Origin of the sequence: Pseudomonas sp. R38(2017), assembly GCF_002112395.1 — a bacterium.
Classification (GTDB): domain Bacteria; phylum Pseudomonadota; class Gammaproteobacteria; order Pseudomonadales; family Pseudomonadaceae; genus Aquipseudomonas.
Window position 1 is genome coordinate 117,765 of the sequence record NZ_NEHN01000001.1, and the last position, 19,949, is coordinate 137,713.

Below are 19,949 nucleotides of genomic sequence, written 5' to 3' on the forward strand. Positions count from 1 at the left end.
TTCCTTGATCAGTCGGCGCGGCGCGGACTGTTCTGCTCGCCGAGGGTCTTGTCTTCGCTGATGGCGATGTGGGCGCCGTTGTCCAGTTTGATCTGGCCGGCCGTCACCACTTGCTCACCGCTCTGCACGCCCTTGTTGATCATCACCAGGCCCTCGCGGCGCTCACCGGTTTCAATGAACCGACGCTCGGCGATCAGCACCGGCTGGCCCTTGTCGTCTTTTTCGACGCTGCCGTCCTCGGCTTTCTTCTGCCCGACCACGTAAATCGAGTTGCCGTAGAGGGTGTAGGTGATCGCGCTTTCCGGCACGACGATGTGTTTCTGCGGATCCGGCAGCAGCACTTCCAGGCTGGCGAACATGCCCGGCAGCAACTTGCCATCGGGGTTGGCCAGCGTCGCGCGAACCAGAATGTTGCGGGTGGTGCTTTCGACAATCGGGTTGATCGCGCTGATGGCGCCGGGAAAATTCTGGCCGGGATACGCGGCTACCGAAATCTGCACCGGTTGACCGATGGCCAGTTTCGGCACTGATTGTTCGGGCACATAGAAGTCGGCGTAGAGGCTGCTCAGGTCCTGCAGGGTGGCGATTTTCGTGCCGCTGGCGAGGTAGTCGCCGACGTCCACCTGACGAATGCCGATGGTGCCGCTGAACGGGGCGACGATGCGTTTTTTCGCCAGCGATGCATTGAGCTGATTGACCGTGGCGCGGTTCTTTTGCAACACCGCCGAGAGTCGGTCGAATTCGCCCTTGGAGATGGCGCTGCTGCCCACCAGTTGACTGCCGCGACCGAAATCCAGTTGCGCCAGTCCGAGGTCGGCCTTGGCGGTTTCCAGCAAGGCGGATTCGACGGCGCTGTCGAGTTGCAACAACGGTTGCCCGGCCTTGACCTTCTGGCCTGATTCGAACTTCAGCTCGGTGACGGTGCCGGCCACTTCCAGGCTCAGCTCGACACCTTGCAGTGCCTTGAGCGTACCGACGGTAGGCAGGCGCATCTGCCACGGGCGCTCGGCGGCGGTGGCCACGGCGACACTGATCGGCGGTTTCGGTTTGGCAAAACCCTGGATCATCGTGTAGATCGAGAAGGCCTTGTAACCGGCGAGGAGCAGAACGATCAGCAGTACAACACCCAACATGATCAGCATGCGGCGACGCAGCATATTCCAGTTCCTTGGAGAAAATCAGGCGAGACAGGCGGGCACATTACCCTGAGTCCGGCAGGGATTCCAACTGCCAGTTTTTACCGGGTGTAAAGGAGGAGGGTGCACAAAAGCGGTGCCGCCGACCGGGCGGTCGGCGGCGATTTTCAGGCCATCAGATGAAGATGGTTGTCCCAGAGCCCCGCCGGCAGTTCCAGCGGTTTGGCCAGCAGTTCGTCCTGGCGGCAATCGTAATAGCGGCAACGTCCTTGCCCCGAGGTCACGACGAAGCCGTCCTTCACTGCACCGACACCGGCGCAGTCGGGTAACGGTGCATCGAGGCGTACTTCGCCGCTGTCCAGATCCCAGATGAAGAAGCGGTTGCCGCGCGGTGCGGTCAGCGCCACCAGCCGCAGATCGCTGTGCACGGCGACGCTGGCGGTGTAATGACCCATAGACTGCAACTGGTGCTCAGGCACCGGGAACGCCACGAATGGCTGGCCCGGACGCTTGATCGCCAGCAACTCGGAACGCTCCTGGGACGGCCCCATGAATTGCTGGCCGGCGACGATGGTGCCGTCGCTGGCGATCCCCAGATGGCGCACGCTGTTCATTTGCTGGGCGAGGGTTTCCTTGCTCAGCAAAGTGCCGTCGCGCTGCATCAGCACCAGGCTTGGTTCCATGGCGTCGAGGTTCATGTCGACCCGGCTTTCGGCCTCGGTGCGGATCCCGCCGTTGGCCACCACCAGGGTTTCACCGTCGGGCATCCACGACACCTGATGCGGGCCGAGACCGTGGGTGGAGATCTCGCCGCTGTGCACCAGTCGTTCACCCTCGAACTTGTACACCCCGAGCAGGCCGCGGCCCGGATCGGTGGTGTCGTTCTCGGTGGCGTACAGGTAGTCGCCGCTGTGGTGGATGACTGCGTGGCCGTAGAAGTGCCGGTTCGGCTGCGAGGTCACGGTCTGCAGCAACGCACCGTTGCGCAGGTCGATAAGGTAACTCTCGGTGCCCGGACGCCGGGCGACGAACAGCGCGATCGGCAGCGTCGGGTGATTGATGATGTCGTGGCAGCGCTGGCCGACTTCGGTGGCGAACACTCGCGTGCCGTCCAGTCGATAGCCGACGGCGTAGTGCTTGCCGTCGACGTCGTCCCGCGCCGACAACAGCAGTGGGCTCTGATCCTTGCGCTTGAACAGCGTCCAGCCGCCCAGTGTCACTGCTCCCAGCAGCAAACTACCTAAAGTCAGAGCCTGGCGTCGCAGCATGGCACTTGCCCTCATCAGTCACCGTCGTTGGCGTTGAAGCCCAGTTGGATGCCCAGCGCCTTGGCCAGTTCGCCTTCGTGTAGGCGATGGACGACGTTGAGGCTGTCGTAGATGTCGTTGAGTTGCTGGGGACCGGCGTCGTCTTCGAGCATTTCGGTCAGCGAGCGCTGGGTGCTGCCGAACAGCTTGAGCGAGGCTGCGTACGCCGCGTCGACCTTGTCCGCCAACGGTTTCTGCTCGGCCGGCAGCAAGCCGCGCAGGCCTTTGTTGTCGACACCTTCCCAAACGGTCTTGGCGGCGGCCAGGCTGGCTTCCATGGCCGTCAGAGACGACTGGCTGCGCCATGCATCGGCCTGGAACGGTTGCGGCACGCCTTTGCTCTGACGGCCCATCGGGGTGCCGAGTTTTTTCTTCAGGGTGTCGAGGGCAGTGACCTGTACCCGCAGCAGATCGGCGATTGCTTCGTGGGAGTCGGCATAGCGCTGGTTGGGGAACTTGCTCATCTGCGCAAGCATGCCGTCGGTGTTGTTCCAGCTGCTGAGGATTTCCTCAGCCAGGAGTTTCTGGCGCTCGCCGATGGCCACCAACAGCGGGCAGTACTTGGCTTTCTGTTCGTCGTTGGTCACGTCAGGCTTGGCGTCGAACAGGATGTATTCATATGCCGACAGGCCCTGGACCACGACGCTGGATTTGGCCAGTGCAGCGGCATCGATCTGCGGCTGGGCGGTGACCAGTTGCTCGACCTGACGGCCGACCAGGTTTTTCTTGTCCGGCCAGAACTGCACCTGCCACGAACGGTTGCCCTCGGCCAGCGGGCCGATCAGCAGCGGTTGCAGCTCGGCCCAGGCTTTCTGCGCATGCAGGAAGTCGGCGCGGGCGGTGTCCAGGGACTCTTTGCCCTGGCAGTAGGCGAGGGCGCTGACGGCCAGTTGCTTGTCAGCTTCGACCCAGCGGGTGTAGGTCGGCAGGATCACCGATTTGGCGATGGCCGCCGAAGTGACGGCTTGCGGATCCTGCGGCGAGCAGGCGCCGAGGGCCAGTGCGGCAAGGCTGGTGAACAACAGCTTGGGACGGAACATGTCGGGCTCCCGATTCTTTTAAGTGTTTAAAGTGAATTCAAGAACGCCAGCAGCGCGGCACGCTGCTCGGCATTGAAAGACAAAACCTGTTGCTGTGCCGCCTTCGCTTCGCCGCCGTGCCAGAGCACGGCTTCGAGCAGGTTGCGGGCTCGGCCGTCGTGCAGAAACTGAGTGTGGCCGCTGACCGCCTGCGTCAGGCCGATGCCCCACAACGGCGGGGTGCGCCAGTCGCGGCCGCTGGCCTGGAATTCGGTGCGGTTGTCGGCCAGGCCTTCGCCCATGTCATGCAGCAGCAGATCGCTGTACGGGCGAATCACTTGATTGGCCAGTTCAGGTTCGGCCGCGTTGGCGGCAGTGGTGTATTTCGGCGTGTGACAGGACTGGCAGCCAGCCTGGAAAAACAGATTCTTGCCGGCCATCACCTGAGCATCGTTGACGCCACGGCGTGCGGGAACAGCGAGGTTGCGGCTGTAGAACAGCACCAGGCGCAGGATGTTGTCGCTGACTTCAGGTTCGCCGTCCGGGCCATTGCCATTCGGCGCCTGTTTGCAGGCGATTTGCGCGTCGGTGCAGTCATCAAATGGTCTCAGGCTTGTGGTGAGGCCCATGTCACCAGAAAACGCGTGAACATTTTGTTGATTGAGGTTCGGTTGTCCGGCTTTCCAGCCAAATCGCCCCATGACCGTCTTCTGCTGAGCGTCATCCCAGACCCGGTTGGGCCGGCCGTTGATGCCGTTGTTCTCTTTGGCCTGCGCGGCGGCGTTGGCGAGGATCGCTTCTTCGGGGATGGCTTCGAGCAGACCCAGGCCGATCATCGGTGGCGCAACGCGTGCGGAGAAACGTGTGTCCGGGTGCATCGGGCCGTAGCCGAGTTGGGTGATTTGCAGAACCGGTTTGCGCAGTTCGATTTCGGTGCCGTCCTTGAAGCGCACCGGCACTGGCGTGTAATCGACCCGCACCTTGCCTTCCGGTGCAACACCGGGCACGGCCATGTCCTGGAACTGCCCACCGTAGACTGGCTCCGGCACGACGCCGACCTGCTCGATCAATCTGGCGTACTGCGGCGCATCGGGAATCGACAGGCGCACCAGCATCGACACGGCGTTGGGCGCATCCGGCGTCGGCGGATGTCCGCGCCCGTCCTTGATGTGGCAACCCTGGCAAGCGTTGGTGTTGAACAACGGGCCGAGGCCATCGCGGGCGGTGGTGGTCGACGGTGCGATCACCCAGGGGCTGCGAAAGAAACTGTTGCCGACGCTGAAATCCACCCGACGCGAAGGTGGCAGGTTGGCCGAGGGCAGGGAAAATGAATTCTGATCGGTCTTGCGTACGGTCGTGGCGCCGCCGGAGCGGGCTTCGCCGGGCTCGGCCTTGGTGAAGCGCGGGGCGTCATCGCAGGCACTCAAGCCAAGGGCCAGAAACAGTGCGGACAAGCGAAGAGGCAGCGACGGCATCAGACTTCCTGCGGACGGGCAAAAATAAAGGCGCAAAGTCTAACAGGGCGAGGGGGTTTGAATAAGAGGAATTATCGTTTGCTTGATACAAGTCAGGCCGGCCGAAACGAACAAGGCGACCCGAAGGTCGCCTTGTTCAGTCAGACAGCGATGATCAGAACTCGTGATCAGCGTTGTCCGGGTTCAGGTCGCTGATGCCCAGTTTGCCGGCAGCGGCTTCGATCGAACCGGTCTGCTTGACCAGCGAGGCGATGGCGTCACGGACGATCTGGTTGCCGGCGGTGTTGCCGGCGGCGATCAACTGGTCGTAGTGCTCACCCTTGTTGGCGTGATCGACCATGACTTGGATCTTGGCCTCGGTAGCGGCCAGATCGGCTTTCAGGGCGGTGTCGGCAGCCGGATCAACCTTGGCTACCAGCGACGACAGGCTGGCGCCGGTCATTTTGGTGCCGTCGACGCGGGTGTACTCGCCCAGGTAAACGTTACGAATACCCTTGGCATCGTAGAAGTGCGAGTTGTGGGTGTTGTCGCTGAAACAGTCCTGTTCGTCTTCCGGGGAGTTCGCTTCCAGGGACACTTTCATGCGCTCGCCTGCCAGCTCGCCCAGTGACAGGCTGCCCATGCCGAACAGCATTTTGCGCAGGCCGCTTTCAGCCGGTTCGGCTTCCAGGGTGGCGCGGTAGTTGTCGGCCACGTTCGGCTTCCAGTTGCCGACCATTTCTTCCAGGTCGCTGACCAGCAGTTGAGTCACGGCTTTCAGGTAGGCACGACGACGATCGTTGTGACCGCCCGTGGCGCCGGCGCCTTCCAGGTAGTCCGACGCCGGGCGGTTGCCGGCGCCAGGGCCGGTGCCGTTCAGGTCCTGGCCCCAGAGCAGGAATTCGATGGCGTGGTAGCCGGTGGCAACGTTGGCTTCGGAACCGCCCAGCTCGTTCAGGCTGGCGAGTTTTTCCGGAGTGATGTCCTTGACGTCGACCTTGTCTTCGCCGACCTGTACTTCGGTGTTGGCGATGATGTTGGCGGTGGCGCCTGGGTTGCCCAGTGCGTGTTCGTAGGATTTGTCGACGTAGTCGATCAGGCCTTCGTCCAGAGGCCAGGAGTTAACCTGACCTTCCCAGTCGTCGATGATGGTGTTGCCGAAGCGGAACACTTCGCTCTGCAGGTAAGGAACGCGCGCGGCAACCCAGGCTTCACGTGCGGCCTTCAACGTCTCGGCGTTTGGCTTGGCAAGGAATGCATCGATAGCGGACTGCAGGGTTTTCGCGGTGGATTCGGCATCACTGTAAACGGCGAAGACCATGTCGGCGTAGTGCGCGACCACAGCCTTGGCAGCGGCTTCGTCGACTTTACCGGCAGTGGCAGGAGCCGCTGGCGCGGCGGTGCTGGCGGCTGGCGTCGGCGCTGCCGGAGCGGCGGCCTTGTCTTTACCTTCGCCGCAACCGGCGAGGGAAATGGCGATGGCCAGCAGACTGGCGGTAGCCAGAGGCATACGAATCATGGCGAACATCCTGCTTCGGTAATTGAGTGGACAGGCGCGTGGGTGCGCAAAGCTGCGACATAATGCAAATCTTTCGCATTATGTGTAAAGGGTTGTAGCTGGAAATATTTCCTATTTGCGCAGGGTTTGCGCTGGATCAACCGCGTACACCATGCCCGGCGGATCAAGCACTTTGCCGGGCTTCGCAGGCTGTTTTCAGAGAATTGCCGCGTTGCTGCGTTGCGCCTGCTTGAGATAGGCGCTCAACTCCCGCGCCGGCAGCGGCTTGCTGTAGTGATAGCCCTGACCTTCGTGGCAGCCTTCGGAGATGATGTAGGTCTCCTGTTCGGCGGTTTCCACGCCTTCGGCGATCACCTGCATGCCCAGGCTCTTGCCCAGTTGAATGATGGCGCGAACGATGGTCGCGTCATCGTCGTCATCCAGCAGATCCTGGACGAAGCTCTTGTCGATCTTGATCTTGTCCAGCGGCAGACTCTTGAGATAGCTCAGCGAGGAGTAGCCGGTCCCGAAGTCGTCGATGGCGATCAGTGCGCCGGAGCGGCGCAGGCTCAGCAAGTGCTGGGCGGCGGTGCTGATGTCTTCCATCAGGCCGGTTTCGGTGACCTCCAGTTCCAGGCTGCGCGGTGGCAGGCGGTACATCTGCAACAGGTTGTTGACCACTCTCGGCAGCTCGGCGTGGTGCAGTTGCACGGTGGACAGGTTAACCGCCATGCGCAGGTCGACGAAGCCCTGATCGTGCCACTCGCGCAGCTGCTTGCAGGCCTGATCCAGCACCCACTCGCCGATGGCGATGATCGTGCCGTTCTGTTCGGCCAGCGGAATGAACAGGTCCGGCGGCACCAGACCATGTTCCGGATGTTGCCAGCGAATCAGCGCCTCAACGCCGACCACACGGTGGTCGCGGTAGCTGATCTGTGGCTGGTAGACGAGGTAGAACTGGTCGCGCAACAGCGCATCACGCAGGTCTTTTTCCAGCTCGCGACGTCGGCGCATTTCGCTGTCGACGCTGGCGATATAGAACTGATAGCGGTTGCGCGAGCGGGTCTTGGCCAGGGTCATGGTCTGCTCGGCTTTCTGCAACAGCTTCTCGGTGCTGTCGCCATCCTCCGGGAACAGGGTGATGCCGATGGTGGCGCGCAGGCGGATTTCCTGATGATCGAGGGCGAATGCGGCCTCCAGATCATCGAGGATGTTTTGCGCCAGTTCCGCCGCTTCGTAAGGTTGTTCGATATCGGCCTGCACCAGGGCGAACTGGTCGCCACCCAGGCGGGCGAGGGCACCTAGGCGGCCGCTATGGGCGCGCAGTCGATCCGCCAGGGCCAGCAGCAATTGGTCGCCGGTCTGGTAGCTGAATTGTTCGTTGATGCCTTTGAAGTCATCCAGCCCCACGCACAACACCGCGACCCGTCGCTGAAGCTTGCCGGCATCCACCAGAATCTTGTCCAGTTGTTGCTGCAGTTGTTGACGATTCGGCAGGCCGGTGAGGAAGTCGTACTGGGCCATGCGCAGCAGACTGTTTTCCGCTTCGTGGCGCAGGTGGGTGTTTCGTTCGATGGATTCGAGCAACTGGTTGGCGGTGTTGATCCAGATACCGAGTTCGTTTTTCTCGTGACCCTTGAGCTGTGGAATCTTGTGTTCGCTGGGGCGGTCCGGGTTGATTTCGGTGAGGTGCTCGATGATCCGCGACAACGGCTTGGTCAGCAGCCAGTGATAGACCAGATACAGCACCAGGCCCATGGCCAGGGCACGCAGCACGCCGGAAATGAAGATGATCACCGAACTGACTATAAAACCCTGGCCATACGTGGCGGTGTCGAGGGTGATGCTCAAGTCGCCGTAATATTCGCTGTAGGGGCCGCGTCCCACCAGCTGGGTGGTGAACGTGCGCTCCTGGCCGAGGATCAGGTCGGTCAGCCAGCGGCTGTTGGAATGCTGCAGTTCGCGGGATTTCTGCGCGAGCATCGCTTCGTTGGGATGGCCGATGGAGGCCTGGCGCACGGCGTCATCCTGGAACAGGCCTTCGATCACCTGCATGCCCATCTCTCGGTCCAGGCTGTAGACAGCCTGGGTGGAGGGATCGCGGAACATGTCGAGGATGCGCTCGGCATCGCTGGCGACAGCCTGGCGTGTTTTATAAGCATCGAAAACGATCTGCGCGCAGCTCAAGACCACGCCGACGATCAATGCCGACAGGAGCACGACCCGGAGCAACTTCACCGACAAGCTGTTCTTGAGTTCCAGCTTCAAAGGGTTATTCCTTGTTCCGTGCGGGTAGCGTCAAGTTGCCATGAGTATTGGCAATCCCGTGTTGGCAGTCAAAGGGACAATCGAACTGCGGAAAGTTTGTCCGTGGCCTTGGCCGAAATGCGGCTGCCTGGAGTATTTGCCCTGGTTGTACTGTGTCGGTAGTTTTGCTCTCCAACTTGAGGGGCGTCTGACAATTTTTCCTCTGTTGATGTTAGTCCGCTGTGGCTTGGGAGCAAGGGGACAAGGGCTGCTTTGCGTGTGGGAAATGGCCCTGTTTGCGATGAGATTCGCCCTCGCGCTTTTCGCAGGCATAAAAAACCCGGCAATAGCCGGGTTTTTTGTCTGGCACGCAGCTTAAGCGGTGAAGGTCTTGCCTTCGAACTGCTCGGCCACGAACTTCCAGTTGACCAGGTTCCAGAACGCCTCGACGTACTTAGGACGCAGGTTACGGTAGTCGATGTAGTAAGCGTGTTCCCACACGTCGCAGGTCAGCAGCGGGGTGTCGCCGCTGGTCAGCGGGTTGCCGGCGCCGATGGTGCTGGCCAGGGCCAGGGAACCGTCAGCCTTTTTCACCAGCCAGCCCCAGCCGGAACCGAAGGTACCGATCGAGGTTTTGCTGAACTCTTCCTTGAACTTGTCGAACGAACCGAAAGCCGCGTTGATGGCATCAGCCAGTGCGCCGGTTGGTTGACCGCCGGCGTTTGGCGCCAGGCAGTTCCAGTAGAAAGTGTGGTTCCAGACCTGAGCGGCGTTGTTGAAGATACCGCCCGAGGAAGTCTTGACGATCTCTTCCAGGGTCTTGCCTTCGAACTCGGTGCCTGGCACCAGGTTGTTCAGGTTCACGACGTAGGTGTTGTGGTGCTTGTCGTGGTGGAATTCCAGGGTTTCCTTGGAAATGTGCGGCTGCAGGGCATCGTGTGCGTAAGGCAGCGGCGGCAATTCGAAAGCCATGATGATTCTCCTAATCAGGTCTGTTGCGGTGAGCGCAAGGCCGATCACGGGCGGCCAGAAATGCACCGGCGAGTTTTTACTCTTTGCGGCGCAGGGTTCGGATCATAGCACCGGGGGTGCGGCATAACCACGCAACAACTGTGTGGGATAGAGGTTCCAGAGCTGTTTGGAATAATCACGAGGCCAGAATGAGCTGACCGGCCACCGTGAACATCATCACAGCCACCAACAGATCAAGAATTCGCCAGGTACTTGGCCGCGCCAGCCATGGGGCGAGCCATGCTGCGCCAAACGCCAGAGTGAAAAACCACAGCAGCGAAGCGCTCGCCGCGCCCACGACATAAGCGCCGGGCACCGATTGTTGCGCGCCGAGGGAGCCGATCAGCAGCACGGTGTCGAGATAAACGTGCGGGTTGAGCAAGGTCACCGCCAGTGCGCTGAGCATCACCGCGCGCAATGAACGCACGGTCTGGTTTTCACCCTGTTGCAGGCTCTGTTTAGAGAACGCCCGGCGCAATGCCTGGCTGCCGTACCAGATCAGGAACACTGCACCGCCCCAGCGGGCAACCGCCAGCAACGTCGGATTTTGCGCCAGCACCGTGGCCAGGCCGAACACGCCTGCCGCCACAAGTAACGCATCGCAGGCGACGCACAGCGCGGCGACCGGCAGGTGATGTTCACGACGCAGGCTCTGGGCCAGGACAAAGGCGTTCTGGGTGCCGATCGCCATGATCAGCCCGAACGCCACCAGCAAACCGTTGGTATAGCTTTGCCACATGACAATTACTCCGCGTTGGCTGCGAGATCGCGCAGCACTTGCATGGCATGTTCGGCGTCGGCCTGACCGACGAACAAATGATCGTGGTAGTAGCCGGCAATCACGTTGCAACTGATGCCGGCCTTGCCCAGTGCGGTGGCGAACGCGGCGGTCAGGCCGACGGCTTCCAGCGCCGAATGCACGTTCAACGTGATCCACGCGGCGACATAGTCAAAGCTGAAACCGGCGCGCTCGGCGTGGGACCGTTCGAGAATTACCGTCAGGCCTTCCCGTTCGCGGAAACTGCCTACGACCTCCAGACCGCTCGGCATTTGCCCGTCGCGCAAGGTGCAGAACACGTATTCGCCGGCATTGAGCTGCGGGCTCATGCTGCGCAGCAGGGTGGTCAACGAGGTTTCGCCAGCCATGGGGAGGGTCCTTGATAAAGAGTGCTTGCTGGCTATTCTCCCGGTTGACGCTGTATAAGAAAAACCAATAGTGCTGATCGCTCATTAGGAAAACTGATGTTCGACTACAAATTGCTTTCCGCCTTGGCCGCCGTGGTCGAGCAGGCCGGATTTGAACGGGCGGCGCAGGTGCTGGGCCTTTCACAATCGGCGATTTCCCAGCGGATCAAACTGCTGGAGGCGCGGGTCGGCCAACCGGTGCTGGTGCGCGGGACGCCGCCGTCGCCGACCGAGATCGGCCGGCGCCTGCTCAACCATGTGCAGCAGGTGCGCCTGCTCGAACGGGATCTACAGACGCTGGTGCCGGCGCTGGACGAAGAGGGCCTGCCGGAACGACTGCGTATCGCCCTGAATGCCGACAGCCTCGCCACCTGGTGGGCCGAGGCGGTGGGCGACTTCTGCGCCGAACAACATCTGTTGCTGGACCTGATCGTCGAGGACCAGACCGTCGGTCTCAAGCGCATGCGTGCGGGTGAAGTGGCAGCCTGCGTTTGCGCCAGTGAACGGCCGGTGGCGGGCGCCCGCAGTGTGTTGCTCGGGGCGATGCGCTATCGCGCGCTGGCCAGCCCGGCATTCATCGAGCGGCATTTTCCCGATGGTGTGCGTGCCGAACAATTGCCGCGCACTCCTGCACTGGTCTTCGGTCCGGACGATTTTCTGCAGCATCGTTACCTCGCATCCCTCGGCGTCGATGGCGGTTTCGAACATCATTTGTGCCCGTCGTCTGAAGGTTTTATTCGCCTGACCGAAGCCGGGCTCGGCTGGGGGCTGGTGCCGGAATTGCAGGTGCGCGAGCAGCTGGAACGCGGCGTGTTGCGTGAACTGTTGCCAGATAAACCGATCGACGTGCCGTTGTACTGGCATCATTGGCGCAATGGCGGCCAGTTGCTGGGGTTGTTGACCGAGCAATTGGTGCGTTCGTCGTCACAATGGCTGGTGCCGTTGGACTGATGGCCAGCGTCAAGACTCACGAATCAGGCAAAACGAAAGACAGCGGAGCTCTACATGAAAATTCTGGTCACCGGCGCAAGCGGCTTCATTGGCGGACGCTTTGCGCGTTTTGCCCTGGAGCAGGGCCTGGACGTGCGGGTCAATGGCCGCCGGGCCGAAGGCGTCGAGCATCTGGTGCGTCGCGGCGCCGAGTTCGTTCAGGGTGATCTGAGTGACCCGGAACTGGTGCGTGCGCTCTGCACCGACGTCGAAGCCGTGGTGCATTGCGCCGGCGCAGTCGGGCTGTGGGGGCGCTATCAGGACTTTCATCAAGGCAATGTGCAGGTCACCGAAAACGTGGTCGAAGCCTGTCTCAAACAACGGGTGCGGCGCCTGGTGCATCTGTCGTCGCCGTCGATCTATTTTGACGGTCGCGACCACCTCGGCCTGACCGAAGAGCAAGTGCCCAAGCGTTTCAAACATCATTACGCAGCAACCAAATTTCTGGCGGAGCAGAAGGTCTTCGGTGCCCAGGAGTTCGGCCTTGAAACCCTGGCCCTGCGCCCGCGTTTCGTCACCGGCGCCGGGGACATGAGCATTTTCCCGCGTCTATTGAAGATGCAGCGCCAGGGGCGTCTGGCGATCATCGGCAACGGTTTGAACAAGGTCGATTTCACCAGCGTGCACAACCTCAACGAAGCCTTGTTGAGCAGCCTTCTGGCGGCTGGCTCGGCGCTGGGCAAGGCCTACAACATCAGCAACGGCGCCCCGGTGCCGCTGTGGGATGTAGTCAATTACGTGATGCGAAAAATGGAAGTCCCGCAGGTCACCAGGTACCGTTCCTACGGACTGGCCTACAGTGTGGCGGCGCTCAACGAAGGCGCGTGCAAACTCTGGCCGGGACGTCCCGAACCGACCCTGTCGCGCTTGGGCATGCAGGTGATGAACAAAAATTTCACCCTCGACATCAGCCGCGCCCGGCATTATCTGGATTACGATCCGAAAGTCAGTCTCTGGACCGCCCTCGATGAGTTCTGTGGCTGGTGGAAGGCCCAGGACATTCGTTGATACGAAGTGCTGAACCCAGCCGCAGGTTGGGGGTCAATCCCTGCGGCTGCGAGGTTTATACTGCGCCGCACTCAGCCATTACCGGGTTTCACAAAGGTTGCCTCAATGTCTATGCGTAACGATGCCCACGACGATTTCGACGATGTACCGAGCCTGCGCGCCGACACACTCGATGACGACGATTTTCCCACCACTGCCCGCACCTCCGTGCATTCGCGCACACCGCCAGTGGTCAAGATCAAGTCGGCCAGCACCGGGCCGTTGTGGGCGCTGGTCGGTGCATTGTTCTTCGCCTTCATCGGCCTGGCCTGGTGGAGCTTCCAGCAGATTTCGTTGATGGAGCAGCAACTGGTGGCGACCCAGGAAAGCTTCGCGCGGATCAGTGAAGAAGCCGCGGGGCGTTTGCAGGACATTTCCGGCAAGGTCGTGGCCAGCCAGACCAACGTCAACACCGACAGCGAAGCCCTGAAACTGCAGATCAGACAGCTGCAAAGCGCACTGCTGGACCAGAGCAAACAGCAGCAGGGCGTGGCCGGACAGGCGACCGATCTGGACAAGCGTCTGGCGCTGATGACCGCTCAAACCACCGAACAGCAGAACGCCAACACTCAGTTGCAGGCCCAGGTCAAAGCCTTGAGTGCAGAGCTGGCAACGCTGAAAAGTACGCCGGCCGACACCAGCAAAGTCGATGCCCAGCTGAAAAGCTTCGATGCACAGGTCAAGGGTTTCGATGCGCAGTTCAAGAGCCTAGGCGCTGACATCACGGCCCTGAAAAAACAGGGTGGGTCGAACGCCGCCATCGAGCGTCTGGAACAGGAAATCGTCGTGCTCAAGAGCGAGCAGGACAACCGTCCGGCCACTGCGCAGGGCGGCTCCAGCACCGCCGAGTTCGATGCGTTCCGTGGGCAGATGACCCGCAATATCAACACCCTGCAGGCGCAGATCCAGAACCTGCAACAGCAGATCAACGCCCGGCCGTGAGCCCCTTCTGTGGCGAGGGCGCGAACGCCCTCACCACACACCCATCGCAACATTCAGAAGCTTTCTGAATATCCATGCCTGCCTCCAGGCCGTCTACGCTCTTGAAACACCAACAAGAACGAGGGATGCGTCATGGGGTTTGTGCAAAAACTGGCCTGGCTCGGCGCGCTGCTGTTGTTGAGTTTCGGACAGGCCAATGCGGCCACGGAAAAAGACGACAGCAAGGCCGCCATCGCCTTGCTGGAAAAGGCTCTGGCCTACTATCACGACAACGGCGACAAGGCGTTCGCGGCGTTCAGCCGTCAGGGCGAGTTCGTCGACAAGGATCGCTACGTGTTCGTAGTCGATACCAAGGGTGTGATGCTCGCCAGCGGCGGGCCGTCTTCGGCGTTGATCGGCCGGGACGTGAGCGAAGTGCTCGGGCCGGATTTGCAGAAAGCGTTCAAGGACGCGCTGAAAGTGCCGGAAGGCAACGGCATCCAGCAGGCCGAGTATCGCTGGCAGAATCAGGCCGATGGCAAGGTCGAGCGCAAGCATGTGTTCTATCAGCGCATCGGTCAGCGGATTCTGGCGGTCGGCTACTACTTGCCGCGTGCGTCGGCGGAGCAGGCGAAAGTCCTGCTGGATAAAGCCGCCACCGATTTGACCAAGGACGAAAAAGGCACGCTGACGGCGGTCAACTCGCTCAAGGGCGGATACCTGCAGGATGACCTTTACGTTTTCGTGGTGGACCTGAAGACGCGGCGCTACGTCGCCCACGGTACCAACCTGCGGTTGGTCAATACCGACTTCGCCAAGGTCAAGGACCCGGAAGGCAAACCGGTGGGCGAGCCGATTCTGGCGCTGATCGGCAAACAGGATGAGGGCGAGTACGAATACCGCTGGAAAAACCCGGTAACCGGCAAGGTCGAGAACAAACATGCCTACCTGAAGAAGGTCGGGGATTATCTGGTGGCAGTCGGTTATTACAGCGCTTGATCCCTGTGGCTTTGGCTCCCACGCAAGGTGTGGGAGCCTTCGGCATCGGTTAGCGTGCGCCGTGTTCACGTCCGCGCAACAAGCGGTTCGGCATCGCGATCGCCGCCGCCAGCCCGAGCAGCGACACCCCGGCGCTGACCATCAGCAAATGCCGGAACGTCACCAGCAACTCGGCACGCAAGGCATTCTGCGCATCGCCGGGAGCCGCGTTCAGGCCATCGAGCAAGACGTTGCCGGATTGACCCTCGCCGATCAGCGATGCGCCGGTCAGATGGGCAAAGCTGGAGTCCTGTAACAACGCCAGCAACAGCGCCGACATCAGCGCCACGCCCACCGCGCCGCCCAGAGAGCGGAACAGGTTGGTGGTGCTGGTGGCGACGCCAATGTCTTTTTGTTCCACCGAGTTCTGCGTGCCGACCAGCGAGGTCGGGAATTGCATGCCGCCGGCGATACCGCTGAGCAACATGAACAGACTGCTGATCAGCGTCGCATCCGGTGGGCTGAAGGCCATGCCGAGGATCGAGATCGGCATCAGCAATGCGCCGGTGAGAATCTGTGGTTTATAGCGCCCGGTAATCGAGGTGCGGCGACCGGCGAAATACGCGCCGATCGGCAACCCCATCGCCAGTGGCAGCAAGTGCAGCGCAGCGCTGTCCGCCCCCGCGCCCGTCACGCTCTGGAAGCGCAACGGCATCAGCACGATCAACGAAATCGCCTGAAAGCTGCAGAAGAAAATCGTGCACCAGCACAGCAGGGCGCTGCGGTTGGTGAACAGGTGCATTGGCAGCAACGGCTCCCGGGCACGTCGCTCATGCCAGACGAACACCGCCAGCACCGCCACCGCACAAGCGAACAGACCGAGGACTTCACTGCTGCGCCATGCGTGGCCTTGGCCGACCTGAGTGATCGCCAGCAACAATGCCGTCAGGCCGATGATCATCAGCAGCGTGCCGAGGTAGTCGATGACCGGTTTGCGCTGGGGAATCGGCAGGCCGAACAGGTTGCGTCGCGCCACCCAATACGCGCCGAGGCCCAGCGGCAGGTTGATCAGGAACACCCAGCGCCATGACAGATACTCTGTCATGTAACCGCCGAGCACCGGACCGGCAACGCTGGCCACCGCATACATGCTGGAGAAGTAACCCTGATAGCGCCCGCGCTCACGGGGCGGGACGATGTCGCCGATGATCGCCTGGCTCACCGAAATCATCCCGCCGGCGCCGATGCCCTGAAAGATCCGCGCCAGCACCAGTTGCTCCATGCTTTGGGCCATGCCGCAGAACAGCGAGGCGAGGGTGAACAGGCCCATGCCGAACAGCATCAGTTTGCGCCGCCCGTACAAATCGCCGAGCTTGCCGTAGATCGGCACCGCCACGGTCATCGCCACCATGTATCCGGAAATCACCCAGGCCAGCAGGCTGACGTCCTTGAATTGCGCGGAGATGGCCGGCATGGAAACAGCGACGATGGTCTGGTCCAGTGCGCCAAGAAATATCGCCATCATCAGCGCGACCAGCACGCTGCGAATGGCCGGTTTGGGCGTTTCGGGATGGTTGAGATTGGTCACGGGCAAAACCTGCGGGCAGTGAGGGTCCCGCAGATCGTCAGGCGAGCGGGGATGCTCGCCAGTGTAAGTCGGTAGGAAGCTATTCGATAGCCTCATAAGGAAGTCCGACGTAATTTTCTGCAATGGTTTTTTGTCCCGCTTCTGAACTGACAAAGTAGTCCAGTTCCGAGGCGCTGATGCGCTGACTGAAATCGTCGTGCTCGTCGAAACGGTGCAGCATCGAGGTCATCCACCAGGAAAACCGCTCGGCTTTCCACACCCGACGCAGGCAGATTTGCGAATACTTCTCCAGCAAGTCCCTGCGACCCTCGCGGTAGACCTTGAGCAGAATCCTGAACAGCGTGCTGACATCGCTGGCTGCCAGATTCAAACCCTTGGCACCGGTCGGTGGAACGATGTGCGCCGCGTCGCCCACCAGAAACATGCGCCCGTACTGCATTGGCTCGACCACAAAACTGCGCAGCGGCGCGATGCTCTTTTCGATCGAAGGACCGGTCACGAGTTTCTGCGCCAGATCCTCCGGCAGACGATTGCGCAGTTCATCCCAAAAGCGCTGATCCGACCAGTTGTCGACGTTCTCTTCGGCCGGCACTTGCAGGTAATAGCGGGTGCGGGTCGCCGAACGCATGCTGCACAGGGCGAAGCCGCGTTCGTGGCGGGCGTAGACCAGTTCGTCGTGAATCGGTGGCGTGTCAGCGAGAATTCCCAGCCAGCCGAACGGATAGACACGTTCGAAAATCTTCAGGCATTCGGCAGGAATCGACTGGCGCGCCACGCCGTGGAAACCGTCGCAACCGGCGATGTAATCGCAATCGACGCGCCAGTTTTCGCCATCCTTTTCAAACGTGACGAAGGCTTCGTCGCTTTTCATGCCACAGGGAACGACATCGCGTGCTTCGTAGATTGTCTTCCCGCCGGTCTCCCGACGAGCGGCCATCAGGTCGCGGGTGACCTCGGTCTGGCCATAGACCATTACGGTTTTTCCACCGGTCAACGCCTGCAGATCGATGTGCACCCGACGCCCATCCAGGGCCAGTTCGAAACCACCGTGAACAAGACCTTCGGCGTCCATCCGCTGACCCACGCCAGCCTCACGCAACAGCTCTACCATGCCCTGTTCAAGGACACCGGCGCGAATTCGGCCGAGCACATAGTCAGGTGACTGGCGTTCAATGATCAGGGTGTCGATGCCGGCGTTGTGCAGCAGTTGGCCGAGCAATAATCCGGACGGACCGGCGCCAATGATGGCGACTTGGGTTTTCAGCGTTTTCATTGTTTTTATGACTCGCAAGCTTCACACGACAACGGCCGGTGAATGATTTTCAGGATTCGAGTGCTTGCATTTTTCCCTTGCGGGTCTGTCAATTGAAGGTGAAAACTGAGCCGATACCTGTACATTCTGCCAATCGGTGCGATTATCGCCCGCAACCTTCGAGGCCTGGATTGAAGTGATGAACAAGCCTGACCTGCCTTCGATTCCGGTGTTCAAGCTCTACGGTGAAAGCCTGGACTGGCCGACCCCTGACTTGCTGCACTGTGAAACCATTTCCAAACGCAGCCGCGAACATCAATGGGAAATCAAACCCCACCGCCACGCCGATTTGTGCCAGTTGCTCTTCGTATTCAAAGGTCAGGCAGAGCTTGAAATCGAAGGCCAACGCACGCAACTGAACGAAGCTGCCATCCAGATCCTGCCGCCACTTTCGGTGCATGGATTCCGTTTTTCCGAGGACGTCGAAGGATTCGTCGTCACCCTCGCCACACCGCTGATCAACCATTTGCAGGCGCAACTGGGCAGTGCGGTGCAGGCCCTGGCCCAGGCTGAAAGCTATCCGGCGGGCCCGGACGCGGAGTACCTCAACAGTCTGTTTGCCGCGTTGCAGGCCGAGTACAACGGCCATCAACCGGCGCGGGAAATGCTCATGCATTCGCTGGTGAGCGTGATCATGGTCTGGGTCAGCCGTCAGGCGATCCGGCGCCACAATGCCAGCCAGAGACCGCAGCGCCAGCGCGAATACCTCAACGGCTTTATTCAACTGGTGGAAGAAAAGTACCGGCAGCATGTGAAGGTCGAAGACCTGGCCCATCGTCTGGGCATTTCCGTCTCGCACCTCAACGGCACCTGTCGCGAACTGGCGGGGCAGCCGGCGTTGCAGATCATGCACGAGCGTCAGTTGCTGGAAGCCAAGCGTCTGCTGACGTACACCAGCATGACGATTTACGAGATGTCCGAGGTATTGGGTTTTTCCGATCCGACCAACTTCACGCGCCTGTTTCGGCGCCGGGTGGGGATCTCGCCAAAGGCGTTCCGCGACCGCTTGAAGGCCGAGCAGAACGACGACGCCTGACGTCCTGTATCAGCGCAGGGCGTTGAGGGTGGCGTTGTGAGGGATGCAGCGCTCGAAGTTGCAGCTCGCGTACTCACGGGGCAGTTGCCGCAACTGCTCCACGCGCCATGCCGCGGTGCCGTACAGCGCCAGCGTGGCCGCGCAGGTGATGAAAATCGCGAGGTACCTTCTTGTTCTGGTGCTCATGATCATGGCGTTGACCTCTGAACGAATACCCTTGGGTACTACTTTCAGCATAGGTCAGCGCCGTGGAGTTGCCAGCCGAGGTGCGAGCGGGTTTACAAGCCGGCATCCCATTGCGGGTTTTCGGGAAAGCGCAGTACCAGGAAATCCAGCATGCTGCGCAGTGCCGCCGGCATGTGCTTGCGTGAGGCGTACACCGCGTAGATGTTCATCCGCCGAGGTTCGGCGTGGGGCAACAGGCGCACCAGTTCGCCGCTGTGGATATGCACGCCGGCCTGATAGGTCGGCAGCATCGACACTCCGGCGCCGGCCAGGGTCGCACGCAGCAGAGTGCTCGATTCGTTGCCGCTGATGTTGCCTTGCACCGCCACCGATACCGGTTCGCCATCCTCTTCGAATTGCCACACGCTCTTGCCGACGTAGGAGTGAGTCAGGCAGTTGTGTCGGCTCAGATCTTCCACCCGCAGTGGCTGCGGATGATCTCGCAGATAAGCGGGCGCAGCGCAGATCACAGAGCGGCACACCGTCAGGCGCCGGGCGATCAGATTGGGATCGAGGTCGGTGCTGGTGCGGATCGCCAGATCGATGCGCTCGTCCACAAGATTTACCGTGCGATCGAGCATTTGCAGGTCGATATTGACGCCCGGGTAGCGCTTGACGAACGCGGCCATGGCATCGGCCAGTTGCGCCTGGCCGAACGAGGTGCTGACGCTGATTCGCAGCAGACCCCGTGGTGCATCGTCGGGCTCGCTGACGGCGGCCTGCATGTCGCTCGACAGTTCCAGCATCTGCCGGCAGCGCGGCAGGATTTCGTTGCCGGCCGCAGTCAGGCTCAACTTGCGTGTGGTGCGGTGCATCAGGCGCGCGCCGACCCAGTCTTCCAGTTCCGCCAGATACCGCGACACCACTGGCCGCGACAGGTCCAGGTGATCGGCCGCCGCTGACTGGCTGCCCAGATCCACCACCGTGACAAACACCCGCATTGCTTGAAGACGATCCATGATTTGCCCGCTTTCAGAAACAAACTATGTTTAAGC

Annotated in this window: 18 protein-coding genes; 5 read left to right on the forward strand and 13 right to left on the reverse strand. The window is 61.1% G+C overall.

The features are described from left to right. Positions 1–8: 8 nt before the first annotated feature. The 9 genes from CAF87_RS00490 to CAF87_RS00530 all read right to left on the reverse strand — a co-directional run bounded on the left by CAF87_RS00490 (position 9) and on the right by CAF87_RS00530 (position 10,818). Positions 9–1,157: an efflux RND transporter periplasmic adaptor subunit gene (locus tag CAF87_RS00490; protein ID WP_085730202.1), complete on the reverse strand. Its 1,149-nt coding sequence runs from the start codon at positions 1,155–1,157 to the stop codon at positions 9–11. 146 nt (positions 1,158–1,303) lie between these two features. Beyond that, positions 1,304–2,404 carry a DUF1513 domain-containing protein gene (locus CAF87_RS00495; protein ID WP_085730203.1) on the reverse strand — a complete coding sequence of 367 codons (1,101 nt, stop codon included), beginning with the start codon at positions 2,402–2,404 and terminating at the stop codon, positions 1,304–1,306. Positions 2,405–2,418: 14 nt separating this feature from the next. Further along, positions 2,419–3,483, reverse strand: a complete 1,065-nt coding sequence (locus CAF87_RS00500; RefSeq protein ID WP_085730204.1) for an imelysin family protein — start codon at positions 3,481–3,483, stop codon at positions 2,419–2,421. 26 nt (positions 3,484–3,509) lie between these two features. Beyond that, entirely contained in the window at positions 3,510–4,937 is a 1,428-nt protein-coding gene (locus CAF87_RS00505; RefSeq protein WP_085730205.1) for a di-heme oxidoredictase family protein, read from the reverse strand. Positions 4,938–5,091: 154 nt separating this feature from the next. Further along, entirely contained in the window at positions 5,092–6,435 is a 1,344-nt protein-coding gene (locus CAF87_RS00510; RefSeq protein ID WP_085730206.1) for an imelysin family protein, read from the reverse strand. Between the two features lie 195 nt (positions 6,436–6,630). Beyond that, complete coding sequence (locus tag CAF87_RS00515) at positions 6,631–8,682, reverse strand: bifunctional diguanylate cyclase/phosphodiesterase (protein WP_085730207.1); 2,052 nt, start codon at positions 8,680–8,682, stop codon at positions 6,631–6,633. Between the two features lie 354 nt (positions 8,683–9,036). Beyond that, on the reverse strand, positions 9,037–9,633 hold the full coding sequence (locus CAF87_RS00520; protein ID WP_016773431.1) for a superoxide dismutase: 597 nt from the start codon (positions 9,631–9,633) through the stop codon (positions 9,037–9,039). 175 nt (positions 9,634–9,808) lie between these two features. Further along, a complete protein-coding gene (locus CAF87_RS00525) occupies positions 9,809–10,411 on the reverse strand; it encodes a LysE/ArgO family amino acid transporter (protein ID WP_007953256.1) in 603 nt (200 codons plus the stop codon). Between the two features lie 5 nt (positions 10,412–10,416). Next, the gene (locus CAF87_RS00530; protein ID WP_085730208.1) at positions 10,417–10,818 is read right to left on the reverse strand and encodes an ACT domain-containing protein; all 402 of its coding nucleotides are present in this window, start codon (positions 10,816–10,818) and stop codon (positions 10,417–10,419) included. Positions 10,819–10,914: 96 nt separating this feature from the next. Between CAF87_RS00530 and CAF87_RS00535 the strand changes: the two genes are divergently transcribed. The 4 genes from CAF87_RS00535 to CAF87_RS00550 all read left to right on the forward strand — a co-directional run bounded on the left by CAF87_RS00535 (position 10,915) and on the right by CAF87_RS00550 (position 14,814). Next, positions 10,915–11,808, forward strand: a complete 894-nt coding sequence (locus tag CAF87_RS00535) for a LysR family transcriptional regulator ArgP (protein ID WP_085730209.1) — start codon at positions 10,915–10,917, stop codon at positions 11,806–11,808. Between the two features lie 54 nt (positions 11,809–11,862). Then, entirely contained in the window at positions 11,863–12,855 is a 993-nt protein-coding gene (locus CAF87_RS00540) for an NAD(P)-dependent oxidoreductase (RefSeq protein ID WP_085730210.1), read from the forward strand. Between the two features lie 105 nt (positions 12,856–12,960). After that, complete coding sequence (locus tag CAF87_RS00545) at positions 12,961–13,836, forward strand: ATPase (RefSeq protein WP_085730211.1); 876 nt, start codon at positions 12,961–12,963, stop codon at positions 13,834–13,836. A 132-nt stretch (positions 13,837–13,968) separates the two neighbouring features. Continuing rightward, a complete protein-coding gene (locus CAF87_RS00550) occupies positions 13,969–14,814 on the forward strand; it encodes a cache domain-containing protein (RefSeq protein ID WP_085730212.1) in 846 nt (281 codons plus the stop codon). A gap of 49 nt (positions 14,815–14,863) precedes the next feature. Here CAF87_RS00550 and CAF87_RS00555 read toward each other — a convergent pair whose 3' ends face one another. Both CAF87_RS00555 and pobA read right to left on the reverse strand, forming a co-directional pair. After that, positions 14,864–16,381: an MDR family MFS transporter gene (locus tag CAF87_RS00555; protein ID WP_085730213.1), complete on the reverse strand. Its 1,518-nt coding sequence runs from the start codon at positions 16,379–16,381 to the stop codon at positions 14,864–14,866. A 79-nt stretch (positions 16,382–16,460) separates the two neighbouring features. Then, positions 16,461–17,654 (reverse strand): 4-hydroxybenzoate 3-monooxygenase, encoded by a 1,194-nt coding sequence (pobA, locus tag CAF87_RS00560; protein ID WP_085730214.1) that lies wholly within the window; start codon positions 17,652–17,654, stop codon positions 16,461–16,463. 178 nt (positions 17,655–17,832) lie between these two features. On the opposite strand from pobA, the gene CAF87_RS00565 reads away from it, so the two are divergent. After that, on the forward strand, positions 17,833–18,729 hold the full coding sequence (locus CAF87_RS00565) for a helix-turn-helix domain-containing protein (protein WP_085730215.1): 897 nt from the start codon (positions 17,833–17,835) through the stop codon (positions 18,727–18,729). A 9-nt stretch (positions 18,730–18,738) separates the two neighbouring features. On the opposite strand, the gene CAF87_RS00570 is transcribed toward CAF87_RS00565, so the two are convergent. Then, entirely contained in the window at positions 18,739–18,966 is a 228-nt protein-coding gene (locus tag CAF87_RS00570; protein ID WP_085730216.1) for a hypothetical protein, read from the reverse strand. Between the two features lie 41 nt (positions 18,967–19,007). Beyond that, on the reverse strand, positions 19,008–19,913 hold the full coding sequence (locus CAF87_RS00575; RefSeq protein WP_085730217.1) for a LysR family transcriptional regulator: 906 nt from the start codon (positions 19,911–19,913) through the stop codon (positions 19,008–19,010). Positions 19,914–19,949: the final 36 nt, after the last annotated feature.

Bases quoted from the DNA above. Each gene is read 5' to 3' on its own strand.
- CAF87_RS00490 (WP_085730202.1), bottom strand. From the start codon at position 1,157: ATGCTGCGTCGCCGCATGCTGATCATGTTGGGTGTTGTACTGCTGATC.
- CAF87_RS00495 (WP_085730203.1), bottom strand. From the start codon at position 2,404: ATGCTGCGACGCCAGGCTCTGACTTTAGGTAGTTTGCTGCTGGGAGCA.
- CAF87_RS00500 (WP_085730204.1), bottom strand. From the start codon at position 3,483: ATGTTCCGTCCCAAGCTGTTGTTCACCAGCCTTGCCGCACTGGCCCTC.
- CAF87_RS00505 (WP_085730205.1), bottom strand. From the start codon at position 4,937: ATGCCGTCGCTGCCTCTTCGCTTGTCCGCACTGTTTCTGGCCCTTGGC.
- CAF87_RS00510 (WP_085730206.1), bottom strand. From the start codon at position 6,435: ATGATTCGTATGCCTCTGGCTACCGCCAGTCTGCTGGCCATCGCCATT.
- CAF87_RS00520 (WP_016773431.1), bottom strand. From the start codon at position 9,633: ATGGCTTTCGAATTGCCGCCGCTGCCTTACGCACACGATGCCCTGCAG.
- CAF87_RS00525 (WP_007953256.1), bottom strand. From the start codon at position 10,411: ATGTGGCAAAGCTATACCAACGGTTTGCTGGTGGCGTTCGGGCTGATC.
- CAF87_RS00530 (WP_085730208.1), bottom strand. From the start codon at position 10,818: ATGGCTGGCGAAACCTCGTTGACCACCCTGCTGCGCAGCATGAGCCCG.
- CAF87_RS00535 (WP_085730209.1), top strand. From the start codon at position 10,915: ATGTTCGACTACAAATTGCTTTCCGCCTTGGCCGCCGTGGTCGAGCAG.
- CAF87_RS00540 (WP_085730210.1), top strand. From the start codon at position 11,863: ATGAAAATTCTGGTCACCGGCGCAAGCGGCTTCATTGGCGGACGCTTT.
- CAF87_RS00545 (WP_085730211.1), top strand. From the start codon at position 12,961: ATGTCTATGCGTAACGATGCCCACGACGATTTCGACGATGTACCGAGC.
- CAF87_RS00550 (WP_085730212.1), top strand. From the start codon at position 13,969: ATGGGGTTTGTGCAAAAACTGGCCTGGCTCGGCGCGCTGCTGTTGTTG.
- pobA (WP_085730214.1), bottom strand. From the start codon at position 17,654: ATGAAAACGCTGAAAACCCAAGTCGCCATCATTGGCGCCGGTCCGTCC.
- CAF87_RS00565 (WP_085730215.1), top strand. From the start codon at position 17,833: ATGAACAAGCCTGACCTGCCTTCGATTCCGGTGTTCAAGCTCTACGGT.
- CAF87_RS00570 (WP_085730216.1), bottom strand. From the start codon at position 18,966: ATGCTGAAAGTAGTACCCAAGGGTATTCGTTCAGAGGTCAACGCCATG.
- CAF87_RS00575 (WP_085730217.1), bottom strand. From the start codon at position 19,913: ATGGATCGTCTTCAAGCAATGCGGGTGTTTGTCACGGTGGTGGATCTG.